General features: G+C 67.5%; 15 protein-coding genes and 1 pseudogene. 5 read left to right on the top strand and 11 right to left on the bottom strand.

All coding sequences use genetic code 11. The features are described 5' to 3' along the window. Nucleotides 1-226 precede the first annotated feature (226 nt). Complete coding sequence (locus IE252_RS38250) at nucleotides 227-565, top strand: thioredoxin family protein (RefSeq protein ID WP_190094108.1); 339 nt, start codon at nucleotides 227-229, stop codon at nucleotides 563-565. Between the two features lie 619 nt (nucleotides 566-1,184). On the opposite strand, the gene IE252_RS38245 is transcribed toward IE252_RS38250, so the two are convergent. Continuing rightward, nucleotides 1,185-1,700: a hypothetical protein gene (locus IE252_RS38245; RefSeq protein WP_229849069.1), complete on the bottom strand. Its 516-nt coding sequence runs from the start codon at nucleotides 1,698-1,700 to the stop codon at nucleotides 1,185-1,187. A 762-nt stretch (nucleotides 1,701-2,462) separates the two neighbouring features. On the opposite strand from IE252_RS38245, the gene IE252_RS38240 reads away from it, so the two are divergent. Then, nucleotides 2,463-2,972, top strand: coding sequence for a hypothetical protein (locus IE252_RS38240; protein ID WP_190094106.1), 510 nt, complete (start codon nucleotides 2,463-2,465; stop codon nucleotides 2,970-2,972). A gap of 245 nt (nucleotides 2,973-3,217) precedes the next feature. Further along, nucleotides 3,218-3,691, top strand: a complete 474-nt coding sequence (locus tag IE252_RS38235) for a hypothetical protein (RefSeq protein ID WP_190094105.1) — start codon at nucleotides 3,218-3,220, stop codon at nucleotides 3,689-3,691. Nucleotides 3,692-3,706: 15 nt separating this feature from the next. Here IE252_RS38235 and istB read toward each other — a convergent pair whose 3' ends face one another. The 6 genes and pseudogenes from istB to IE252_RS38205 form a co-directional block, all read right to left on the bottom strand. Further along, nucleotides 3,707-4,498 (bottom strand): IS21-like element helper ATPase IstB, encoded by a 792-nt coding sequence (gene istB, locus IE252_RS38230; protein WP_190094104.1) that lies wholly within the window; start codon nucleotides 4,496-4,498, stop codon nucleotides 3,707-3,709. Beyond that, a pseudogene (gene istA, locus IE252_RS38225) lies at nucleotides 4,495-6,147 on the bottom strand (IS21 family transposase). The gene istB and the pseudogene istA overlap by 4 nt, the downstream one beginning before the upstream one ends. Before the next feature lie 242 nt (nucleotides 6,148-6,389). Next, nucleotides 6,390-8,282, bottom strand: coding sequence for a caspase, EACC1-associated type (locus IE252_RS38220; protein WP_190094103.1), 1,893 nt, complete (start codon nucleotides 8,280-8,282; stop codon nucleotides 6,390-6,392). Continuing rightward, nucleotides 8,272-8,598: an effector-associated constant component EACC1 gene (locus IE252_RS38215; protein ID WP_190094102.1), complete on the bottom strand. Its 327-nt coding sequence runs from the start codon at nucleotides 8,596-8,598 to the stop codon at nucleotides 8,272-8,274. The genes IE252_RS38220 and IE252_RS38215 overlap by 11 nt, the downstream gene beginning before the upstream one ends. 581 nt (nucleotides 8,599-9,179) lie before the next feature. Then, nucleotides 9,180-9,701 (bottom strand): AMIN-like domain-containing (lipo)protein, encoded by a 522-nt coding sequence (locus IE252_RS38210; protein WP_190094101.1) that lies wholly within the window; start codon nucleotides 9,699-9,701, stop codon nucleotides 9,180-9,182. Nucleotides 9,702-10,358: 657 nt separating this feature from the next. Next, on the bottom strand, nucleotides 10,359-10,760 hold the full coding sequence (locus tag IE252_RS38205) for an RICIN domain-containing protein (protein WP_229849079.1): 402 nt from the start codon (nucleotides 10,758-10,760) through the stop codon (nucleotides 10,359-10,361). Between the two features lie 461 nt (nucleotides 10,761-11,221). On the opposite strand from IE252_RS38205, the gene IE252_RS38200 reads away from it, so the two are divergent. Further along, nucleotides 11,222-11,668, top strand: a complete 447-nt coding sequence (locus tag IE252_RS38200; RefSeq protein ID WP_190094136.1) for a transposase — start codon at nucleotides 11,222-11,224, stop codon at nucleotides 11,666-11,668. Between the two features lie 335 nt (nucleotides 11,669-12,003). On the opposite strand, the gene IE252_RS38195 is transcribed toward IE252_RS38200, so the two are convergent. The 4 genes from IE252_RS38195 to tnpA form a co-directional block, all read right to left on the bottom strand. Continuing rightward, nucleotides 12,004-13,104 (bottom strand): glycoside hydrolase family 113 protein, encoded by a 1,101-nt coding sequence (locus IE252_RS38195; RefSeq protein WP_190094099.1) that lies wholly within the window; start codon nucleotides 13,102-13,104, stop codon nucleotides 12,004-12,006. A 350-nt stretch (nucleotides 13,105-13,454) separates the two neighbouring features. Further along, complete coding sequence (locus IE252_RS38190) at nucleotides 13,455-13,829, bottom strand: hypothetical protein (RefSeq protein ID WP_190094098.1); 375 nt, start codon at nucleotides 13,827-13,829, stop codon at nucleotides 13,455-13,457. Nucleotides 13,830-14,081: 252 nt separating this feature from the next. Next, entirely contained in the window at nucleotides 14,082-14,543 is a 462-nt protein-coding gene (locus IE252_RS38185) for a pentapeptide repeat-containing protein (protein ID WP_229849068.1), read from the bottom strand. A 74-nt stretch (nucleotides 14,544-14,617) separates the two neighbouring features. Then, nucleotides 14,618-15,046: an IS200/IS605 family transposase gene (tnpA, locus tag IE252_RS38180; protein ID WP_190094097.1), complete on the bottom strand. Its 429-nt coding sequence runs from the start codon at nucleotides 15,044-15,046 to the stop codon at nucleotides 14,618-14,620. Nucleotides 15,047-15,097: 51 nt separating this feature from the next. Here tnpA and IE252_RS38175 point away from each other — a divergent pair, with 51 nt between their 5' ends. Then, entirely contained in the window at nucleotides 15,098-16,312 is a 1,215-nt protein-coding gene (locus tag IE252_RS38175; protein ID WP_190094096.1) for an RNA-guided endonuclease InsQ/TnpB family protein, read from the top strand. Nucleotides 16,313-16,452: the final 140 nt, after the last annotated feature.

The following is a 16,452-nucleotide window of genomic DNA, read 5'->3' as shown; positions in this document are numbered from 1 at the left end:
AGCCGACCCGCGGGCGCGCGGCAGGCTGCAGCTGGATGACCGGCGGGGCGGCCAGGCCGGGTCACCAGGGCGAGGCCGGGCCGCTCGCGCCGGGGACCACCGTTATTCTGCGACGGCCCCGCGCCTCCCTTCCGACAGGTCAACCGGACGACCGACCGGGCCGGCCCGGCACACCGCGCAAGGGATGATGGGGATGGAACGACGGAACTTGAGGTCAGGAGCATCCATGGCGAACCGGGTTCACCGACCCCGTGAGGACGCGGAGTTCAATTTCATCCTCGGGATGAGCGGAGTTCCGGTCCTCGCATACTTCACCGGGACATGGCCCAAGGCAATCGAGCCCTGCCGGGTGATGGACCTCGTCGTGGGTGGCATCGCCGACGACTACACGGGCCGCCTGACGGCCATCCGCGCCGACATCACGCGTTGTCCGGCCGCAACCGAGCGATACGGGATCACCGGCGCCCCGTCCTACGTCCTGCTGAAGGAGGGAGAGGCGGTGGCGCACGGCACGGGGCCCATGACCAACACCGAGGTACGGAAGTTCCTGGACGACCACCTCTGAGCAGCCACTGCGGCACGCGGCCGCGACGCCCGTCACGTCTCATCTATCGGAGCTGCGCCGCCTGCAACACCTTGGGGCTGAGACACCCCCACAGGTCACGTAACCCCGTCGAAAACGGCGCCCTACGGCAGATGCGCAGCCGCGCGCACGATCTCGGCGAAGGCATCGGCCAGGGTTCCGCCGCTGCGCGAGCGGACCCTCACCCGGCCCTGCCGCCCGTGACTCGCCAGCGCCCGGAAGTCGTCCCACTTGGGCTCAGCGGCACACCCGGGCGGGAGCTTGGGCTTCTCGCTGGCGGCCGCCAGCGTCGGCTCGGGCCGCGACCAGGAAGAGGGCAGGGTCGAGTCCTTCCCTCATACGCCTTGCGCACTGGCTCAGCTCCCCGAGTTGCCGGGCGGCCTCAGCGGCCTGCCCCGCAGACGGTCGGGCTGCCCCCGACCACCTGCCCGTGCGTACTGCGGCGACGGACCGCGCAGGGCGCTGGAATGGCTACGCGGGTGAGATCAGGCATCATCCGGACCGACCGCCGACGCCGCGGTAGCCAGCCATGCCTTGGCAACGGGGCGGTGCCGGTGCCTCGGGGTCCGGCTGTCCGTGAAGCAGGCGGCGACCGGTCAGGTCACCCCGGGAGGGGCCGCACGGATCCGCTCACGCCGAGGTTCTGGCGTGCCTGCTCGATGTATTCCTGTCGCGCGGCGCGATAGTCGGCATACGCCCGGTCCCAGCTGCCGCTGTGGTCCTGGCCGGGAGTTGCCCGGGCCAGTGCTTCCAGCAGCCACAAGCACTGGTTCATCCGTTTCATCGCCGCAATGGTGTGCCTGTCCGCCAGGAGGAGCAGGGCTTCGGACAGGGCCGTGCGGTGGACTTCCGCCTCACCCAGCCTGTCAAGTACCGCCCCAGTAGGCTCCAGCGGGTGAGGACCGGCGGTCAACCCCCGGGCCACCGCGATGCGCCGGTACTGGTAGGCGAGATCCTTGACCGCGTGCGCATATTCGGCATAGGCCGTCAGGCGCTGCTCGTCCCACCGCACGGATTGCTCACGCCGCCACTTGGCCCGCTCGTTCAGACTCGTCACCACAAAAGACATGGCAGCACCGACAGCGACACCGGCGAGCGGAAGGACCTGACTGGCCATGTCCATGGACCCCCCGATCACGCGACACCAGAACTCCATTCTCCCGCCACGCCCCAAACCGAACCAGAGACCGCGCAGCAAAGACAGCACCGCCCACGGTGAGCCGGGAAGCCACAGCGCGCAAGAGACCGACCCCCACAGCGGCTACCGCGCCCAGGGGCCGCCCCAGAGAGCAGCCCCTGGGCGAGGTGACCGCAGCGCGGGCCACACAGGCGGAAACACCCAACCCATCGTTACCGCAGGCCCCTTTCGCGGATCCCCGGTGCGGAACGCGGACGCCGAGCGGCCGGGCCGCGTTCCATCGACCTGTCCTGATCCCCCGGAGAACCTGGCCGACCCCTCCCCCGAGTTCGCCAGGACGCTCGACCGGCTCGGGTGGCTGTTTCACCTTCTCCGGGAAGCGTTTATCGCCGTCTTCGGGAGTCACGCGTCACTGGTGGAGAAGATCAATATTGGTGAGAACTGAAGTCGCTCACGCGCGCGAGTGCTCGTGCTGGCATGGAGGGGTAGGTGCGACGTTCAGCGATAGTTGGCGTTCGCATGCTACTTGGCCAGCCGAACGCGACGGACTGGGACATCCGCCACCTGGTCAACCGCGTGCGCGCGACCGTGCGCATCGCCCGTGAATGCGACGAACCCACACTCATCGGATCGCTGCGACGGCGCTGGCGACGTCAGAGGCGACGGGCGCGGACAGATGGGACACCGCGCGACGCTCTCGATTCGCCTGCGCGAATCTGTGCGGACCAAGAGAATGCGACCATGGACGCGGTGATCGTCGGCGCTGCGGCGGGCCTGTTGGGAGCCGCGGTAGGTGCTGGAGGTGCAATCGGGGCGGCTGCTTTCGCTGGCCGCCACCAGGCCAAGACACAAAAGGATCATTGGCGACGCCAGTTTCAGCGTGACACCCACGTGGCGTTCGCGGTGGCCTGGGGTAACTTCCACCGAACGCTGATCGAGGCTTCCGACTTGTTCAGGATGGGGGCCATCCCAGCGGCGGAGCAGCTGACTTCAGCCTTGACGCTCGCCGATCAGCAGCGCGAGAAAGCGTCGGATGCACTCTCCGTGCTCCAACTGGACGGTGTCCGGGCAGTGTTCATGCCCGCATGGCAGGCCCACGAACACCTCGTATCTCTCAGCCATCTGCTGCAGAGTGCGTCCGATCCGAACCGCAGGCACGAAGCTGTGTGGGCAGAAGTTTCACGTCACGTGGGGGCGGCGAGACAGGAGTACGAGCACTTCATCGACGCAGTTAACGAGACCAACTCATAGAGGGGGCAGAAGCCCCAGTATTGCCTCCCGCCAATCAATCACGGTCACTCCGCCACCTCGACCGTCTTGCTGTAGCGACAAAAGCCGCTGCCCCAGTGGCCAGATATCTCTGGGCGAACTGGCCAACCACCCTTGAGTACGGACCACTCGTCAGCGAGTTTCCCACCGACCGTGGCCACCTATCGCTGGAGGTCACAGTAGGGCCGTAGCATGGACTCCTCGACGAGGCGGTAGGGGCAACGGCTGTGGAGATCACCGTCCAGTGGATCCGGACGACCTGGACGAAGGAATCGCGAGGCGGGGACGCTGCGGCTCGAAGGAACGCGACCCCGGTCGGCTTCGCACTCCCGCATGAGGCGGCTCCTCTCGCGCATGTGATCCGGATGCATGAGCGCGACGGCTTCGAGCCGTATGAGGGCCGGGAAGCCCTGAGCAAGATCGATGTCCAGCTCCGTGAAGCAGATGATCGGCTGAGGGTATTTCCGCGAGTGCAGTCGCCGTTTGCCCTGCCGCCTCGGAAGCGGCGGCCGCCGGGTGTCCGGCTCGTCCCTGGCCAATGGGTGCGCTGGCAGCTCAACTATCGTTTCAGCAGTGCACTGGGGATTCGGGGCTGGACGTACTGGCTGGACACGTTCAACATCGCATACGGCCCGGTGAATGCCGATGTCTTCTTGTCAGCGCCCCCCGTGTTCATCGATGAGCGCGGACCACTCCGGTAGTTCGTGCGGACGTGGTCACTCGATGGATCGTTCGGCCTGGGCTTTGGTGTGGGCGAGGCGGTAGGAGTCGGTGCCGGTCGCGATGATGTTGCCGCCGAAGGTGATGCGGTCGACGATGGCCGCGCAGAGCCTGGGATCGGTGAATGTCTTCGTCCACCCGCCGAACGACTCGTTCGAAGCGATTGCCACAGAATTCTTTTCCTCGCGCTCCGTCAGAACCTGGAAGAGGAGTTCGGCGCCCCGGCGGTCGAGTTCCATGTAGCCGAGTTCATCAATGCATAAAAGATCGACGCGTCCGTAGCGGGCGATGGTCTTGGCAACCTGCTTCTCGTCGGCGGCCTCGACCAGCTCGTTGACCAGCTTGGTCGCCAGGACGTACTTCACCCGGTACCCCTTCACCGCCGCCTCGGTCCCCAGCGCGATGACCAGATGGGACTTGCCCATGCCCGAGTCGCCGATCAGGCAGAGCGGGTGGCCCTTGCGGACCCATTCGCAGGTGGCGAGGGTGTTGATGGTCGCGGCGTCGATGTTGGGATTCGCGTCGTAGTCGAAGGCCCGCAGTGACTTCTCGCGCGGGAACCCGGCGGCCTTGATGCGCCGCTCCGAGCGTCGGCGGGCCCGGTCGTCGCACTCGGCCAGCAGCAGCTCCGCCAGGAAGCCCCGGTAGGACCTCTGTTCCTGGGACGCCGCCTCGGCGAGATCGGGGAACTGGTAGCGGATGGTGGGCAGCCGGGGCATCCGGCATGCCTGGTCGATGGCGGTGGTCGCGGCTTCCTCGGTCAGCCCGCGGTTGCGTTTGGCGTTCATGTCGCTTCTCCCTCACTCGGAGCACTCCCGCCGCGCCGTCGCAGCAGCTGGTCATAGGCAGCAACCGACGGCAGCGGCCGGGTGTCGGGCGGCAGGTGGGACAGCCGTCAGTCGGCGAGAAAGGTGACGGTGGCCCATGCCGGCCCGACCGCTCCGGGCTCTGGCGGTGGTGAGGGCATCGGCTGGTCCGGCACGTCGCCGTCGGCGATCTTTCGGGCCTCCAGCGCGACCGCGTCCGCTGTCAGCACCCCGGCCCGCAGCGCGACCGCGAGCCCGGCGACCACATGCTCGTGGCTCATGTGCCGGGCCAGCAGCAGCACCTGGATGAGGGCCTTGGTGCCTTCCTTGTCGCCGTGGGCCGCGCGGGCCGCGTCCCACCAGTCGTCGTGGACCGGCGTGAACCGGCCGGCCGAGCGAGCCTGTTCCAGAGCTGTTGACCCGGGGAAGGCGCCCGGCTTGCGCACCAGGGCTTCCAGGTAGTGATCGAGGACCAGGCGCGAGCCGCCCTGCGTGCTCAGCCTCTCGTGCCGGGCCACTTCCCGGCCGTCGTTGAAGACCACCAGTTCGGAGGCGTGCAGCAGCACTCGGAGAGTCTTGCCGATCAGCCGGACCGGCACCGGGTACCGGTTTGTGCGGACCGTGATCTGTCCGTAGCGGTCGACCTGCGGGGTGAACCAGCGGTCCGTCTCGAACGGCTCGACGGGCAGCGGCTTGAGCTGCGGCTGTTCGACCGCGAAGTACTCGCCGATCGTTCGGGGACGGGAGCGGATGCGCCGGCCCTCGTCTTCAAGGTCCCACCGGTCGACCATCTCGTTCAGCTCGGCGAGGGTGGCGACTTCGGGGACCGGCACGAAGTGGTTGCGGCGGAAGTAGCCGATCTGGCCCCCACCCCGCCCTTCTCGTGGGCGCCCTCGATTCCCGGACGACAGTAGAAACTCTCGATCCCCCAGTGCGAACGGAAAGCAATCCACCGCTCCGGTTCCGTGCGCTGCCGGGAGAAGCCCAGGACCTGGGCGACCGCCGTCTTCAGGTTGTCGTAGCGCACCTTGCCACGGGGCACCCCGCCCAGGACGGACAGCGCGTGAACATGGCCATCGAAAAACGCCTCCTGGCCGCAGGAAGCCGACACCCGGTGCACCGCCTTGCCGGAGTACGACAGCCGCAGCGAGAACAGGTAGCAGCGGGTGGGCACCCCCGCCAGCACGATGTGGACATCGCCGACATCGACCTCCGCTTCGTCCCCCGGCATGTGGGACTGCGGGACGCACATCTCCTCCGGGCCACGGCCGGTCCCACCGGATCTCCTTGCGCCGCACCGCGACATAGCCGCGGACCATCTGGTAGGAGATCCCGGCCGCCGCGTGCTCATCCAGCAGCCGGTCGAAGATCCTCTTGACCGTGTGCTTCTGCTTCGGCGGCGCGTCGAGGTCTGCTTCCAACATCCCGTCGATCACCGGCTTAAACGGGTCCAGCCGGGTCGGACGCGGTGCCTGCTTCTTCCGGGGCTCAAGCCAGTTCGAGTCCAGGGCCCTGCGGATTGTCCGCCAGGTCGCCCCGTACTTCCGCTCCAGAGCACGCCTCGACAGACCGGCACGATGGTCACGGCGGATCGCCGCGTACAGCTCGACCTTGCTCGTCGATATGTGCATTCGGACCCCCAGCGGGAGAAGCACACCGATCGTCCCCCTGCAAGGCTTCAAGTGCCGTCAAAACTGGGCAACATCACCCTTCGCGGCACGAAGCCGCCTCCCGCACTGAACGACAAACGCCACCCCTGCTCACCTACATAGCCACTCGGGCTCCGTCGCGCTGCCGGCCGCACCGAGATCTGTTTCGACAGCGCAATGGCCCCGGGCCTCTGACTGACCGGCAGCAATGGACTGCCGATCGCTCAGCGCGCGAGTTTCCATAGGCGGATCGTCTGGTCGGCGCTGCCGCTCGCCAGCAGGTTTCCGTCCGGGCTGAAGGCCACGGAGTAGACGGCGCCGTGGTGACCGGTCAGGGGACCCCCGATGGCGACCGGGCCAGTGGATTCGCTCACGCGCCACAGTCGGATCGTGGTGTCGCTGCTTCCGCTGACCAGGACCTGTCCGCTGGGGCTGAAGGCAACGGTGTTGACGGCGTCCTTGTGTTCGGTGGCGTTGCCGAGGAGCACCGGGCGCGCGGGGTCGGTGACCTTCCACAGGCGGATGGTTCTGTCACCGCTGCCGCTGGCCAGCAGGTGGCCGTTCGGGCTGAAGGTGACGCTGTAGACGCGGTCGGTGTGGCCGGGCAGCGCCGGGCCGATGGGTGCCAGAGGGTCCGCCACGTTCCACAGCCGGACCGCGTGGTCCGACCCGCCGCTGCCCATGACGCTCTCGTCGTGGCTGAAGGCCACCGACAGGACGGCATCAGTGTGCCCGTAGACGGGTGTGCCGACGAGTGTGGGGTGTGCGGAGTCGGTCACGTTCCATAGTCGGATCGTACGGTCGCCGCTGCCCCCGGCCAGCAGGTCCCCGCTGGGGCTGAATGCCACGGAGAAGACGGCGTCGGTATGGCCGGTGGTCGGTCGGCTGGCAACAGCTGGTTTCGCGGGGGCGGTGACGTTCAGCAGCCGGACCTTCTGGTCGGCGCTGGCGTCGGCCAGCAGGTTGCCGCCGGGGTGGAAGACCACCGAATAGACCGTGTCGGTGTGGCCGTCGAGAGGGAGACCGATGGGCGTGGGGTGCAGCGGATCCGTCAGGTCCCAGAACCTGACGGTTTGGTCGCGGCTGCCGCTGGCAAGGACGTGGCCGCCCGGCCGGAAGGCAACTGAGTAGATGCGGTCGGTGTGGCCCAGGAGTGGCTGTCCCAGCGAGGCGGCTGCCGCGTTGGACGTCCTGCTCGGGGCTCCGCGATCTGACGTCGTCGCCGGTCCGGTAGGACGGCGGGTGAGCGTCAGGACGGTGTTGGCGACGGTCAGTCCGGCGGCGCCCACAGCGCTCAGCAGCGTGCGCCGGTCCAGCAGGGGCAACTGCCCGGCCGCAGGTTGCGCGAGGGGTTCCGGCGGTTTCCTGGGGTGGTCAGGGTGGGCGGCGTTGCGGGCGAAGAGGAAACCGTGAGCCCCTCGGGCTCCGCTTTCCACTGGCTCGGGTAGTCCCGCGTCCCGTAACCGGGCGTGTAGTTCAAGGAAGATCCGGTCCAGGCGCAGGTGCGGCGCCGACACCTCGCGGATGCCGTTGCTCACGATGTCCAAGAAGCCTTTGGTGAAGTAGGTGAGTGTTCCGTTGACGGGCGTCTTGGCCTTCTTGGTGCTGGCGCTGGCACCGATGACGTACAGGCCCTCAACCGGGTGAGCCTCTTCGACGTCGGCCGACTGGAACACATGATTGGACTTGGTGGCGAGTTCGGCATGGCAGCAGTCCAAGAGGACGAGCTTGGTCTCCGCCCGGCAACTGCGGAGAATCTTGGCGAGACCCTCATAGAGCATTGCGGTGTAGGGCAGCGCTACCCAGCGTGGGTCGGTGTCGCCCACTGTCAGGGCGAGTTGCCCCTCACCGGTGCGCAGTCCGTGGCCGACGTAATACACCAGAAGTGTGCCTTGGACGTCGCTGACAGCCTTGATCACTTCTCGGGCCAGGGCGTCTGACGACGCCACGTCCACCAAACACGTCACGCGCTCAGCCGGCCATCCGCACAACTCGCTGGTCAGCAGGTCGGCCATCGCGCTGACGCACTGGGCGGCAGGTAGATTCCGGAGTCCTGAGTCCGCGTAGACTCCGTTACCGATCAGGATGGCGCGGGAGCTGCTCAGGTCACGCTCCACCTAGCCATTCCTCCAGCACCGGGCGGGCCTCTTCGAAGGTTTCAGCAGTGATCGTCAACCGGACAGTGCCGTGCCGCACCTTCAGGACGAAGCCCGGCCCCCTTGAGTCCAGCAGCGACTTGACGATGCCCAAGAACACCGCGACAGCACCGCCCGACGCACAGGCTGCCGTCAGCAGGTCCACCGCTGTGCCGAGGTCCTCGGGCTCCATCGGCGCGGGCACGGCATCCACCGCGATCCCGCTGCGGCCTTGCAGCTCACCGAACAGGATGTCGAAATCGTCCGGATCCTCTGTCGAGATCTCGACCGTACCCACCCGCGCCCCCTTCGCGCCTGGCCTTCGGTCCGCCAGCAAACGTCAACAAGATGCCGCCGCCGCTCGCCGCCCTGACCCTGGAGACCTCAGACCGACATATCGGCCCATCCATCTGCCGTCCGCGCCCGGAGATGCGGATGAGTCCTCGACGATAGAGGTGCCGCGGTCACCGTACGCCGCAAGGACAAAACCGTCCATGAATTGTCCGCACATGACTGGCGGCGATGCGGAAAAGCACGGTTCTGATGCTTTCCGGGAGCTGTTTCCGATCTTCAGCTGGCACGTCGCTCGCTCGGCGACGGGACGTTGCTTCACGGTGGGGGTGTGCTCCGGTCGGGGATCGGGAGGTGAGGTTCTCGGGAGGCACATGCCTGCACGCAGTCGTCCCGGCCCTTCGCTCTTCCATCTCCGCTGCCGGCAGGGGCCTGGGGACCGGACATGTCACCTGAAGTGGTGGGCCCGGTCGAGGCCGCGGTGTCACACGAGGCGCCGGGTCACCTCGACGGCGAGGACGAACCTGTGTCACCCACAGCCGAGGCCGCCGCTATCAGCGGGCGCTGCGCGGCGGCTCCCGGCGGGGTTCAGTGGTAGACGTCGACGACGACGCGGTTCGGAGAGGTCAGGGTGAAGATTTTGTACTGGGAGTGGTCGCCCAGCGCAAGGCCGAACGTCACGTTGCCCTCGTAGCCCGCGGCCAACTCCACACCCTTGAGGGAGGGCAGGGAAACGGACTGCACCCGGGGGGTGGCGTAAGCGTCAGGCCCGCTGGGGAGAGCAACAACTCCACCGGAGACGTCGAGGAGCAGGTAGGACTTCCCCGAGATCTGCAGGTGTCTGATCTCGTCGTCACCTGCCGTGTGATACATGCCGTCCGCGCTCGCGGTGGCCCGCACCTGGGGCAGGCCGGTGCCACCCAGGTCGAAGACCAGACGGTCGAAGTCCGGGTGGGCGCCGGCGCGGGCATCCAGAACGCAGATGTTCGGGCAGGAGGTGACGGGGGATGTGGTGCTGGCCTGGGCAGGTGCGGGTCCAGCGAGGACGAGGGCAGCGGCCACGGCGGCACCAGCGGCGTATACCTGTCGGATGATGCTGGTCTTGGGCATAACGGTTCCTCACATGTGCAACGTTTTGTCGTGCTGATGGCATGCGGTGGACGAAGCCGACGGCATCACTGGATGCCGCCGGCTTCCGGTCACGAGGTCCGTCTGGGTCCTTGGTGGTTGCGGGGCTTGGCTGGTGGCAGCGGTACGGGGCGGTGGGGCCGGGCCGACGCCCCGGTGGTCACGGCGGGCCGGGGCGGGCACGGTGGGGCACGAAGACGATTCAGGTTCTGTCGCCGGGGTCCCCTCCGGCTCGATGGACACGATGACGACGGTGGTCGCGCCCAGGGAGATCCCGACCCGGGCGCCCGCCAGCAAGGTCGGGTGCCATGGACTCGGCGAGGAGCAGGAGGGCGATCGTGCTCGCCGCTCGCGCCCCAAGAGCGCAGCCCCGGCCGAGTTTGTCGCCGACCGCCGTTCTCAGGCTCTGAGGTACGGGGGCTGGGGGCTGGGTGGGTCTTGAAGTAGTCGGACCGCTGAGTGGATCTGGCGGCCGCCCAGTGACGAACGCGCCACGATCCTCATCTCCACCCGAGTGGAGCAGGTGGCACCGGTACGTCTTGCTGGGCGATGCCGGGCACGGTTGAGTGCCGGGTAGCTTCGGGAACCATCCTCGTTCTGACCGTGATGGCTGATCAAGTCGCCATCCGCAACCATGGCTTACAGCTCCAGGTGCCAGTTCTGCTCGGCGGGGTCTCCGCCGGCGCACGTCCACAGGGTCACCCAGGTGCCGTTGCCGAAGTTCCCCCCGTAGTTGGTGAGGCACTTGTTGGAGTGGCTGGTCTTGATGTTCCTGAAGAAATCCAACTCGGACTGGTCGAAGTCCTGGCTCTCGGCACCCGTACACGGCCACAGGGTCAGCACCGCACCGTTGGAGTAGATACGGTCACCCTCCGGGGTCAGGCACTTTCCGCTCTGCTCGTGCACGATCCTGTCGCCGCTCCACCTCCAGACCTGGGCGTCACTTCCCGTGCAGTCCCACAGGGTGATGCGCGTTCCGTTCGCGGTGCTGTTGCCCTGAGGTGTCGCACATTTGTGTGGACCGGAGGGAGGGATGTTCATCAACGGCATGCCGGGAATCTCGCCGCCCGAGGCTTCGGCGTGGGCTGAAGAAACACCCGGCAGAGCGAAGCCGAGCAGCAACGCGGCAGTGGCCGCAGCACGTAGCGCGCGAGTGCGCATGATACGAGTCCTCCCGTGGTGATCGCCTGATCTGAACAGGTTGCTGGAATGGCCGCCCGCCGAGCGCTGCGCACCACGCGGGCCCGCATGGTCGGGGTGTACAGCGCTCACGCCGAGACGGCGTCCCCGGCGACACCGAATCTAGGCCGACGCGGTGCGCGGGAGTATGCGTGGCGTGCCGAGCCTCTACACAATGCGTGCACAACCAGGTAGGCAACAGGCACACCGGAGGTGTCCCGGCTGGGGCCTGACGTCGATCGCCGCGTCCGCGCCATCAGCCAACCGGCCCCGGAGAAAGGACAGCCCGGCCGCCATAGCGCCCCCTCCTCCACGCTGCACGACTGGGCTGCCCAACGCCTTCCACAGCCGCGCCGAACCCTCAGCCACCCCCAGGGCCACCGAATGTCCGGCAGGTCACGGGCTGGCTCACCCGCCGGCCCTCCTCGCTGACCGAGGACGACCACCAGCAGCTCAAAGCAGTTCTGGATCACCGCCCCGAGCTGGCCACCACGCACCAACTCGCCCGCGACTTCGGCGACATGCTCACCCAGCAGACCGGCGTGCTCCTGCCCGCCTGGATCGACGAGGCCATCGTGGCCGACCTGCCCGGCCTGAGCGGCTTCGCCCGCAGCCTCACCAACGACATCGACGCCGTGACCGCCGGGCTCACGCTCCGCTGGAGCTCGGGCATCACCGAAGCCGCCGTGAACCGCATCAAAAAGATCAAAAGGCAGCTCTACGGACGCACCGAATTCCAACTACTCCGCAAGATGATCCTGCTCCAGTGACCGCCCGTGACGGCTCCCCGTGATCGCTGACAGAGCCCGCTACCAGCCGTTCAAGCCACCACGGATGCCGCGGACGCCTTCGCGGGAAAGTTCGGCTGGGATCCGCGGCCGGAGGAGGACACCTTCGTGTACCTGTGCGTGACACCCCGGACCGTGCGCGCCTGGCGCGGAACAGCGGAACTGCGCGGCAGGGTCATCATGCGCGACGGGGAGTGGCTGAGCAGCACGGGCGCGTAGGACGAACGCGTCCGCCACAGCCGCTCGTCGACGGCCGCTACGAGGACGGCCTCTCGTAGCGGACCGCGAATTCCCGCGTGAACGCCCCGTCGCAGGTGTCACCGGAACCGGTTCGCCACGGCGTGGAAGGACAGCTTGGGCTCCCACTGCCCGGTCTCCGCGTAGCCGCGCCGTGTCCCGGTGGGATAGGTCTTGACCAGCGCGAAACTGGCAATGTCCAGGTCGCGGCGGCGTCGCGGGGAATGGGGAGAGTCGGGGGCGATGAAGTTGTAGACGAACGCGCCGTGCAGCCGCTCGGCCGCGTAGAGGTCCAGCAACTCGCCGACCTCGTCGGCCTGTTCCCGCTCGTTGCGTGCGTAGCCGTCCTTGACCACGGGAGGCTGCCGCTCCCAGTCCACCACGTTGAACCCCGAACCTCCCCGCTCCTTGGCCCCGGTGAAGGTGCAGCAGCCGAACTCGGTGATGACGACGGGCTTGCCGTGCCGTCGCAGGGCCCGCAGCTTCTGGGTATAGGTGGCCCTGTTGTCCGCGTCGCGGTAGAGGTTGACTCCCAGGACATCGAAGCCGTGCCAGGCGACCTCCTCCCACTCTCCCGAGCTGTAGGTGACCTGTCCGTTGAACAGGGGGCGTACCGTCTTGAGCGCCCTGTCGAGAAAGACGTTGAGCCGCTCCTGGAAGCCGGCCTCGGGGCGTGCCAGCGCCTGGGCCCGCTCGTTGTAGTCCCTGCCGGGCACCAGGCCGGACATGAAGATGGTCAGTTCGGTGCCGACCGAGATGCCCACGCCGGGGTGCCGGGCGCGCAGCCGCTCGGCCGTGCGTGCCACCGAGGCGAGGAAGGCGAGGGTGCGCTCCGCGTCCTTGTCGAACTGGCGCGGCTCGAACCAGACGAACAGGCCATGTGAGGCGGCGATTTCGGCGGCCTGAGCGAGCCGGTCCAGGTCGTGGCCGAGCAGCAGGACCGCGTTGCCGTGCAACTGCTGCCGGATGGCCGCGATCTCCCGGCGCACGAACTCCAGCCGCCAGACCTCGCGGTCCGTATCGAAGTTGACGCCCTTGTAGGTGAACGATCCAGAGGTACGCGACGACGCTGCCGGAGCGGTGGACGGCGTGCGGGCGAACGCGTTGCCGGTGATGCAGGTGGCGGACAGGGCCGTGGCACTCGCGAGGACCGTCCGGCGGGCGATCGGTGCTGATGTCATGGCACCAGCCTGTACGGAGTGCCGTGGGCGGCACGTCGGCCTAAAGGCTCGCGCCCCTTGACCAAAGTCGCTGCCGCGCTTGACCTTCGGCGCGGGGAGCCTGTGACGGCGACGGTCGACCGGTGAGCGGAGCCCGGGACACCGCTCGTGCACGGGGTCACTGCAGCCGGCACACGCCCCGGAGTCGAATCGGTGACGCCGGCTGACGCCGACGCCATATCGGCCCGCCTCGCCAGCTCCGCCGCGATGGTGTCTCAGTCCGGTCCGTGCAGCCACAGGTTCTCGGCCACCTCCCGCATCAGCACCGGCTCATCCGGCCACTGCCGGCTCGACCACCCGCCTTTCGAGAGTCAGTGTGCGGTCATCAGGCGGGTCTGGACCAGCTCGCCCCTGGGGCCGTCGTAGAGCCCCACAAATACCCGGCCGGTCTCGCCCGGCTTGAGTGGACGGTCCCGCCCATCGACGGGCTCGGTGAGCACCTCCTTGTAGCGCTGCGGCTTGCTGTTGCAGTTGAGCAGTCTGCCCTTGGACTTCATATAGAAGTCGGTCCCCGGGGCCGTCAACTCGACGACGAGGGTGCGCCGCAGGTCGGAACGGCACCGGTAGGTGAACTCCACAGAGCTCGGCGCGGTCAGCCGGTTCACCACAATGATCTCGGGCGCCTGGAACGGCTTCCCGCCTGCCTGCGCGGGTACAGCGGTAGCGGCGGCGACCGCGGTCGCCATCACCGTGGCGGTAACGATCCTTCGTAAGTACACGGGCTCCCCTGTTCTGTCCCCATAGGCGTGTGAGTGCGCGCTGCGATTGTTCTCCTCTGGTCGGCAAGGTCACCAGACCGCAAATAACGACCTTGGGAGCGATATCAGCTCCCGGATCTGCGTCGCGGCCTGGGCCCCTGCGCGATCAGGACGCCGCTGACAGGAGTGACGCCGGTCAGGCGGATCGCGGTTGTTGCAGTCTTGACCGGCGCGTCTTGGTCAGGGAGTGGACCGCAGTGGCGGTGCATGCCGCGTCATCCCCGGCGGCTGGAGTAGGGGCGGGGGCTCGGGGCCGGGGTCATCGGTGTCGACGACTCCGGCGGCCGTGTGGTCGAAGTCGGCGGGCCAGCGGGTGTGCTCGCTGGCCCAGGCGCCGGTCAGGCGTGCTTCGGCAAGGTTGGCGGTGCTCAAGTCGGTGCCGCGCAAGTCGGCCATGCGGAGGTCGGCGCGGTGGAAGACCGCGCCGTGGGCGTCGGCCTTGCGCAGGTTTGCCTCGCGCAGGTCGGTCTCGGTGAAGTCGGCGTCACGCAAGTCGGTTTCGACCAGCTTCGCGGCCCGTAGGTCGGCCAGAGTGCAGCGAGCCCGGCGGAGAATCGCAGTCGTGAGGTCGGCGTGCCGCAGGTTGACCGAGACCAGGGACGCCTGGGTCAGATTGGCGTGGTACAGGCCCGCCGCCTCCATCCCTGATCTTGCGTGGGTATCCCCGGCTTCAGCCGGGGAGGGAAACGCATCTCAGGACTGCTCTGACCTGCAGGTCACAGCGGACGTTTTTGCTGCTCGATGTACTGGCGGATCACGGTGAGTGGCGCGCCGCCGCATGAGCCTGCGAAGTAGGAGCGGGACCAGAAGACGGACCCCATGCCGATCCTGTTTATGCGGCCGGGGTACTCGGCCCGCAGGTAGCGGGAGGAGACACCCTTGAGGCTGTTGACCAGCTTCGAAAGGGCGACCTTGGGCGGGTAGTGCACGAGCAGGTGGACATGATCGGCCTCGCCGTTGAACTCCCGCAGTTCGGTCTCGAAGCTGCCGCACACCTCTCGCATGATCTCTTCGCACCTCTTGAGCATGGCGTCATCGAAGACGCCGCACCGGTACTTCGTGACGAACACCAAGTGAGCATGCAGGTTGTAGGCGACGTGGCGGCCGGTGCGGATATCGGGGTTTGGATTCCAGCGCGGTGACATACGCCAAGCGTCGTATGATCACGCGAGCCGACCTGGAAGGGGGTGGGCCAGATGATCCGTGCATACAAGTTCCTCATGCGGCCCACCGTTGGCCAGACGGCAGCGCTCGGCGAGATGCTGCGCGATCATTGCTCGCTCTACAACGGGGCGTTGCAGGAACGTCGTGACGCCTACCGGCATGCCTCCAAGACCTCGATCAAGTACGGGCAGCAGTCCGCCCAGCTCAAGGACATCCGTGCCTTCGACCCGGAACGTCAGGGCCGTTGGTCGTTCTCCTCCCAGCAGGCCACCTTGCGTCGCCTGGACAAGGCTTTCGCCGCGTTCTTCCGACGAGTCAAGTCCGGGGAGAAGCCTGGCTATCCCAGGTTCCGTGGCGTGAACTGGTTCGACACGGTGGACTTCCCCAAGGACGGCGACGGCTGCCGCTGGGACTCCACCCCGCACGACCCCGTCATCCGAGTGCGCCTGCAAGGCGTGGGGCACGTCAAGGTCAACCAGCACCGGGCCGTGACCGGCAAGGTCAAGACCGTCAGCGTCAAGCGCGAAGGCCGACGCTGGTACGTCATCCTGACCGCCGAGCAAGAGCAGCCCGAGCCACTACCCGCGACAGACAGCGTGGTCGGTATCGACATGGGCATAGTCAACTTCCTCGCCGACTCAGGCGGCGGGTTCGTACCCAATCCCCGTCACGGGCGCCACGCCGCAGCGAAGCTCGAAGCCGCACAGCAGGATCTCGCCCGGTTCCCCCGCGTGCGCCGTGACAAGCGCACCGCCAACCACCAGCGGGCCGTCCAGCGCGTTGCCGACCTGCACCGCAAGGTCCGCCGACAGCGCTTGGACCACGCCCACAAGACCGCTCTTAACCTCGTGCGCGAACACGACTGCATCGCGCACGAAGACCTCAAGATCCGCAACATGCTCAAGTCCCCCGCGCCGAAGCCCGATCCCGAACAGCCGGGCAGCTTCCTGCCCAACGGGGCCGCAGCGAAGGCCGGGCTCAACCACTCGATCTCGGATGCCGGATGGGGGGTGTTCCTGACGATCCTGCACGCCAAGGCTGCAAGCGCCGGACGGGAAGTGATCGCCGTGGACCCCCGCAACACCTCCCGGACCTGTCCCGAATGCGGGCACATCTCAGCGGAGAACCGGCCCACCCAGGAAAAGTTTCACTGTCAGTCCTGCGGCCACCAGGCGCACGCGGACATAGTGGGTGCTCTAAACGTTCTACGGGCCGGGCTGGTCCGTCGCGACGCCAACCCGGCATAGCGAGAAGCCCCCACCTTTAGGTGGGGGAGGAGTCACAGCCGTACGGGCCGGGAACACTCCTGTCGGGACGACCGCACCCGGGCCGGGCGAGTGCACGTCACACTCCCGCGTTGTGCTCGGCTCCGCCCACGTCAGGGTTG

The organism is Streptomyces melanogenes, assembly GCF_014649795.1.
Taxonomy (GTDB): domain Bacteria; phylum Actinomycetota; class Actinomycetes; order Streptomycetales; family Streptomycetaceae; genus Streptomyces; species Streptomyces noboritoensis.
The sequence above is the reverse complement of the archived record's forward strand: the minus strand, read 5'-3'. Positions and strand labels throughout refer to the sequence as shown.

Coding starts and splice junctions, on each gene's coding strand:
- IE252_RS38250 (WP_190094108.1), top strand. CDS start 227: ATGGCGAACCGGGTTCACCGACCCCGTGAGGACGCGGAGTTCAATTTC.
- IE252_RS38245 (WP_229849069.1), bottom strand. CDS start 1,700: ATGGCCAGTCAGGTCCTTCCGCTCGCCGGTGTCGCTGTCGGTGCTGCC.
- IE252_RS38240 (WP_190094106.1), top strand. CDS start 2,463: ATGGACGCGGTGATCGTCGGCGCTGCGGCGGGCCTGTTGGGAGCCGCG.
- istB (WP_190094104.1), bottom strand. CDS start 4,498: ATGAACGCCAAACGCAACCGCGGGCTGACCGAGGAAGCCGCGACCACC.
- IE252_RS38210 (WP_190094101.1), bottom strand. CDS start 9,701: ATGCCCAAGACCAGCATCATCCGACAGGTATACGCCGCTGGTGCCGCC.
- IE252_RS38205 (WP_229849079.1), bottom strand. CDS start 10,760: ATGAACATCCCTCCCTCCGGTCCACACAAATGTGCGACACCTCAGGGC.
- IE252_RS38195 (WP_190094099.1), bottom strand. CDS start 13,104: ATGACATCAGCACCGATCGCCCGCCGGACGGTCCTCGCGAGTGCCACG.
- IE252_RS38190 (WP_190094098.1), bottom strand. CDS start 13,829: ATGGCGACCGCGGTCGCCGCCGCTACCGCTGTACCCGCGCAGGCAGGC.
- IE252_RS38185 (WP_229849068.1), bottom strand. CDS start 14,543: ATGGAGGCGGCGGGCCTGTACCACGCCAATCTGACCCAGGCGTCCCTG.
- tnpA (WP_190094097.1), bottom strand. CDS start 15,046: ATGTCACCGCGCTGGAATCCAAACCCCGATATCCGCACCGGCCGCCAC.
- IE252_RS38175 (WP_190094096.1), top strand. CDS start 15,098: ATGATCCGTGCATACAAGTTCCTCATGCGGCCCACCGTTGGCCAGACG.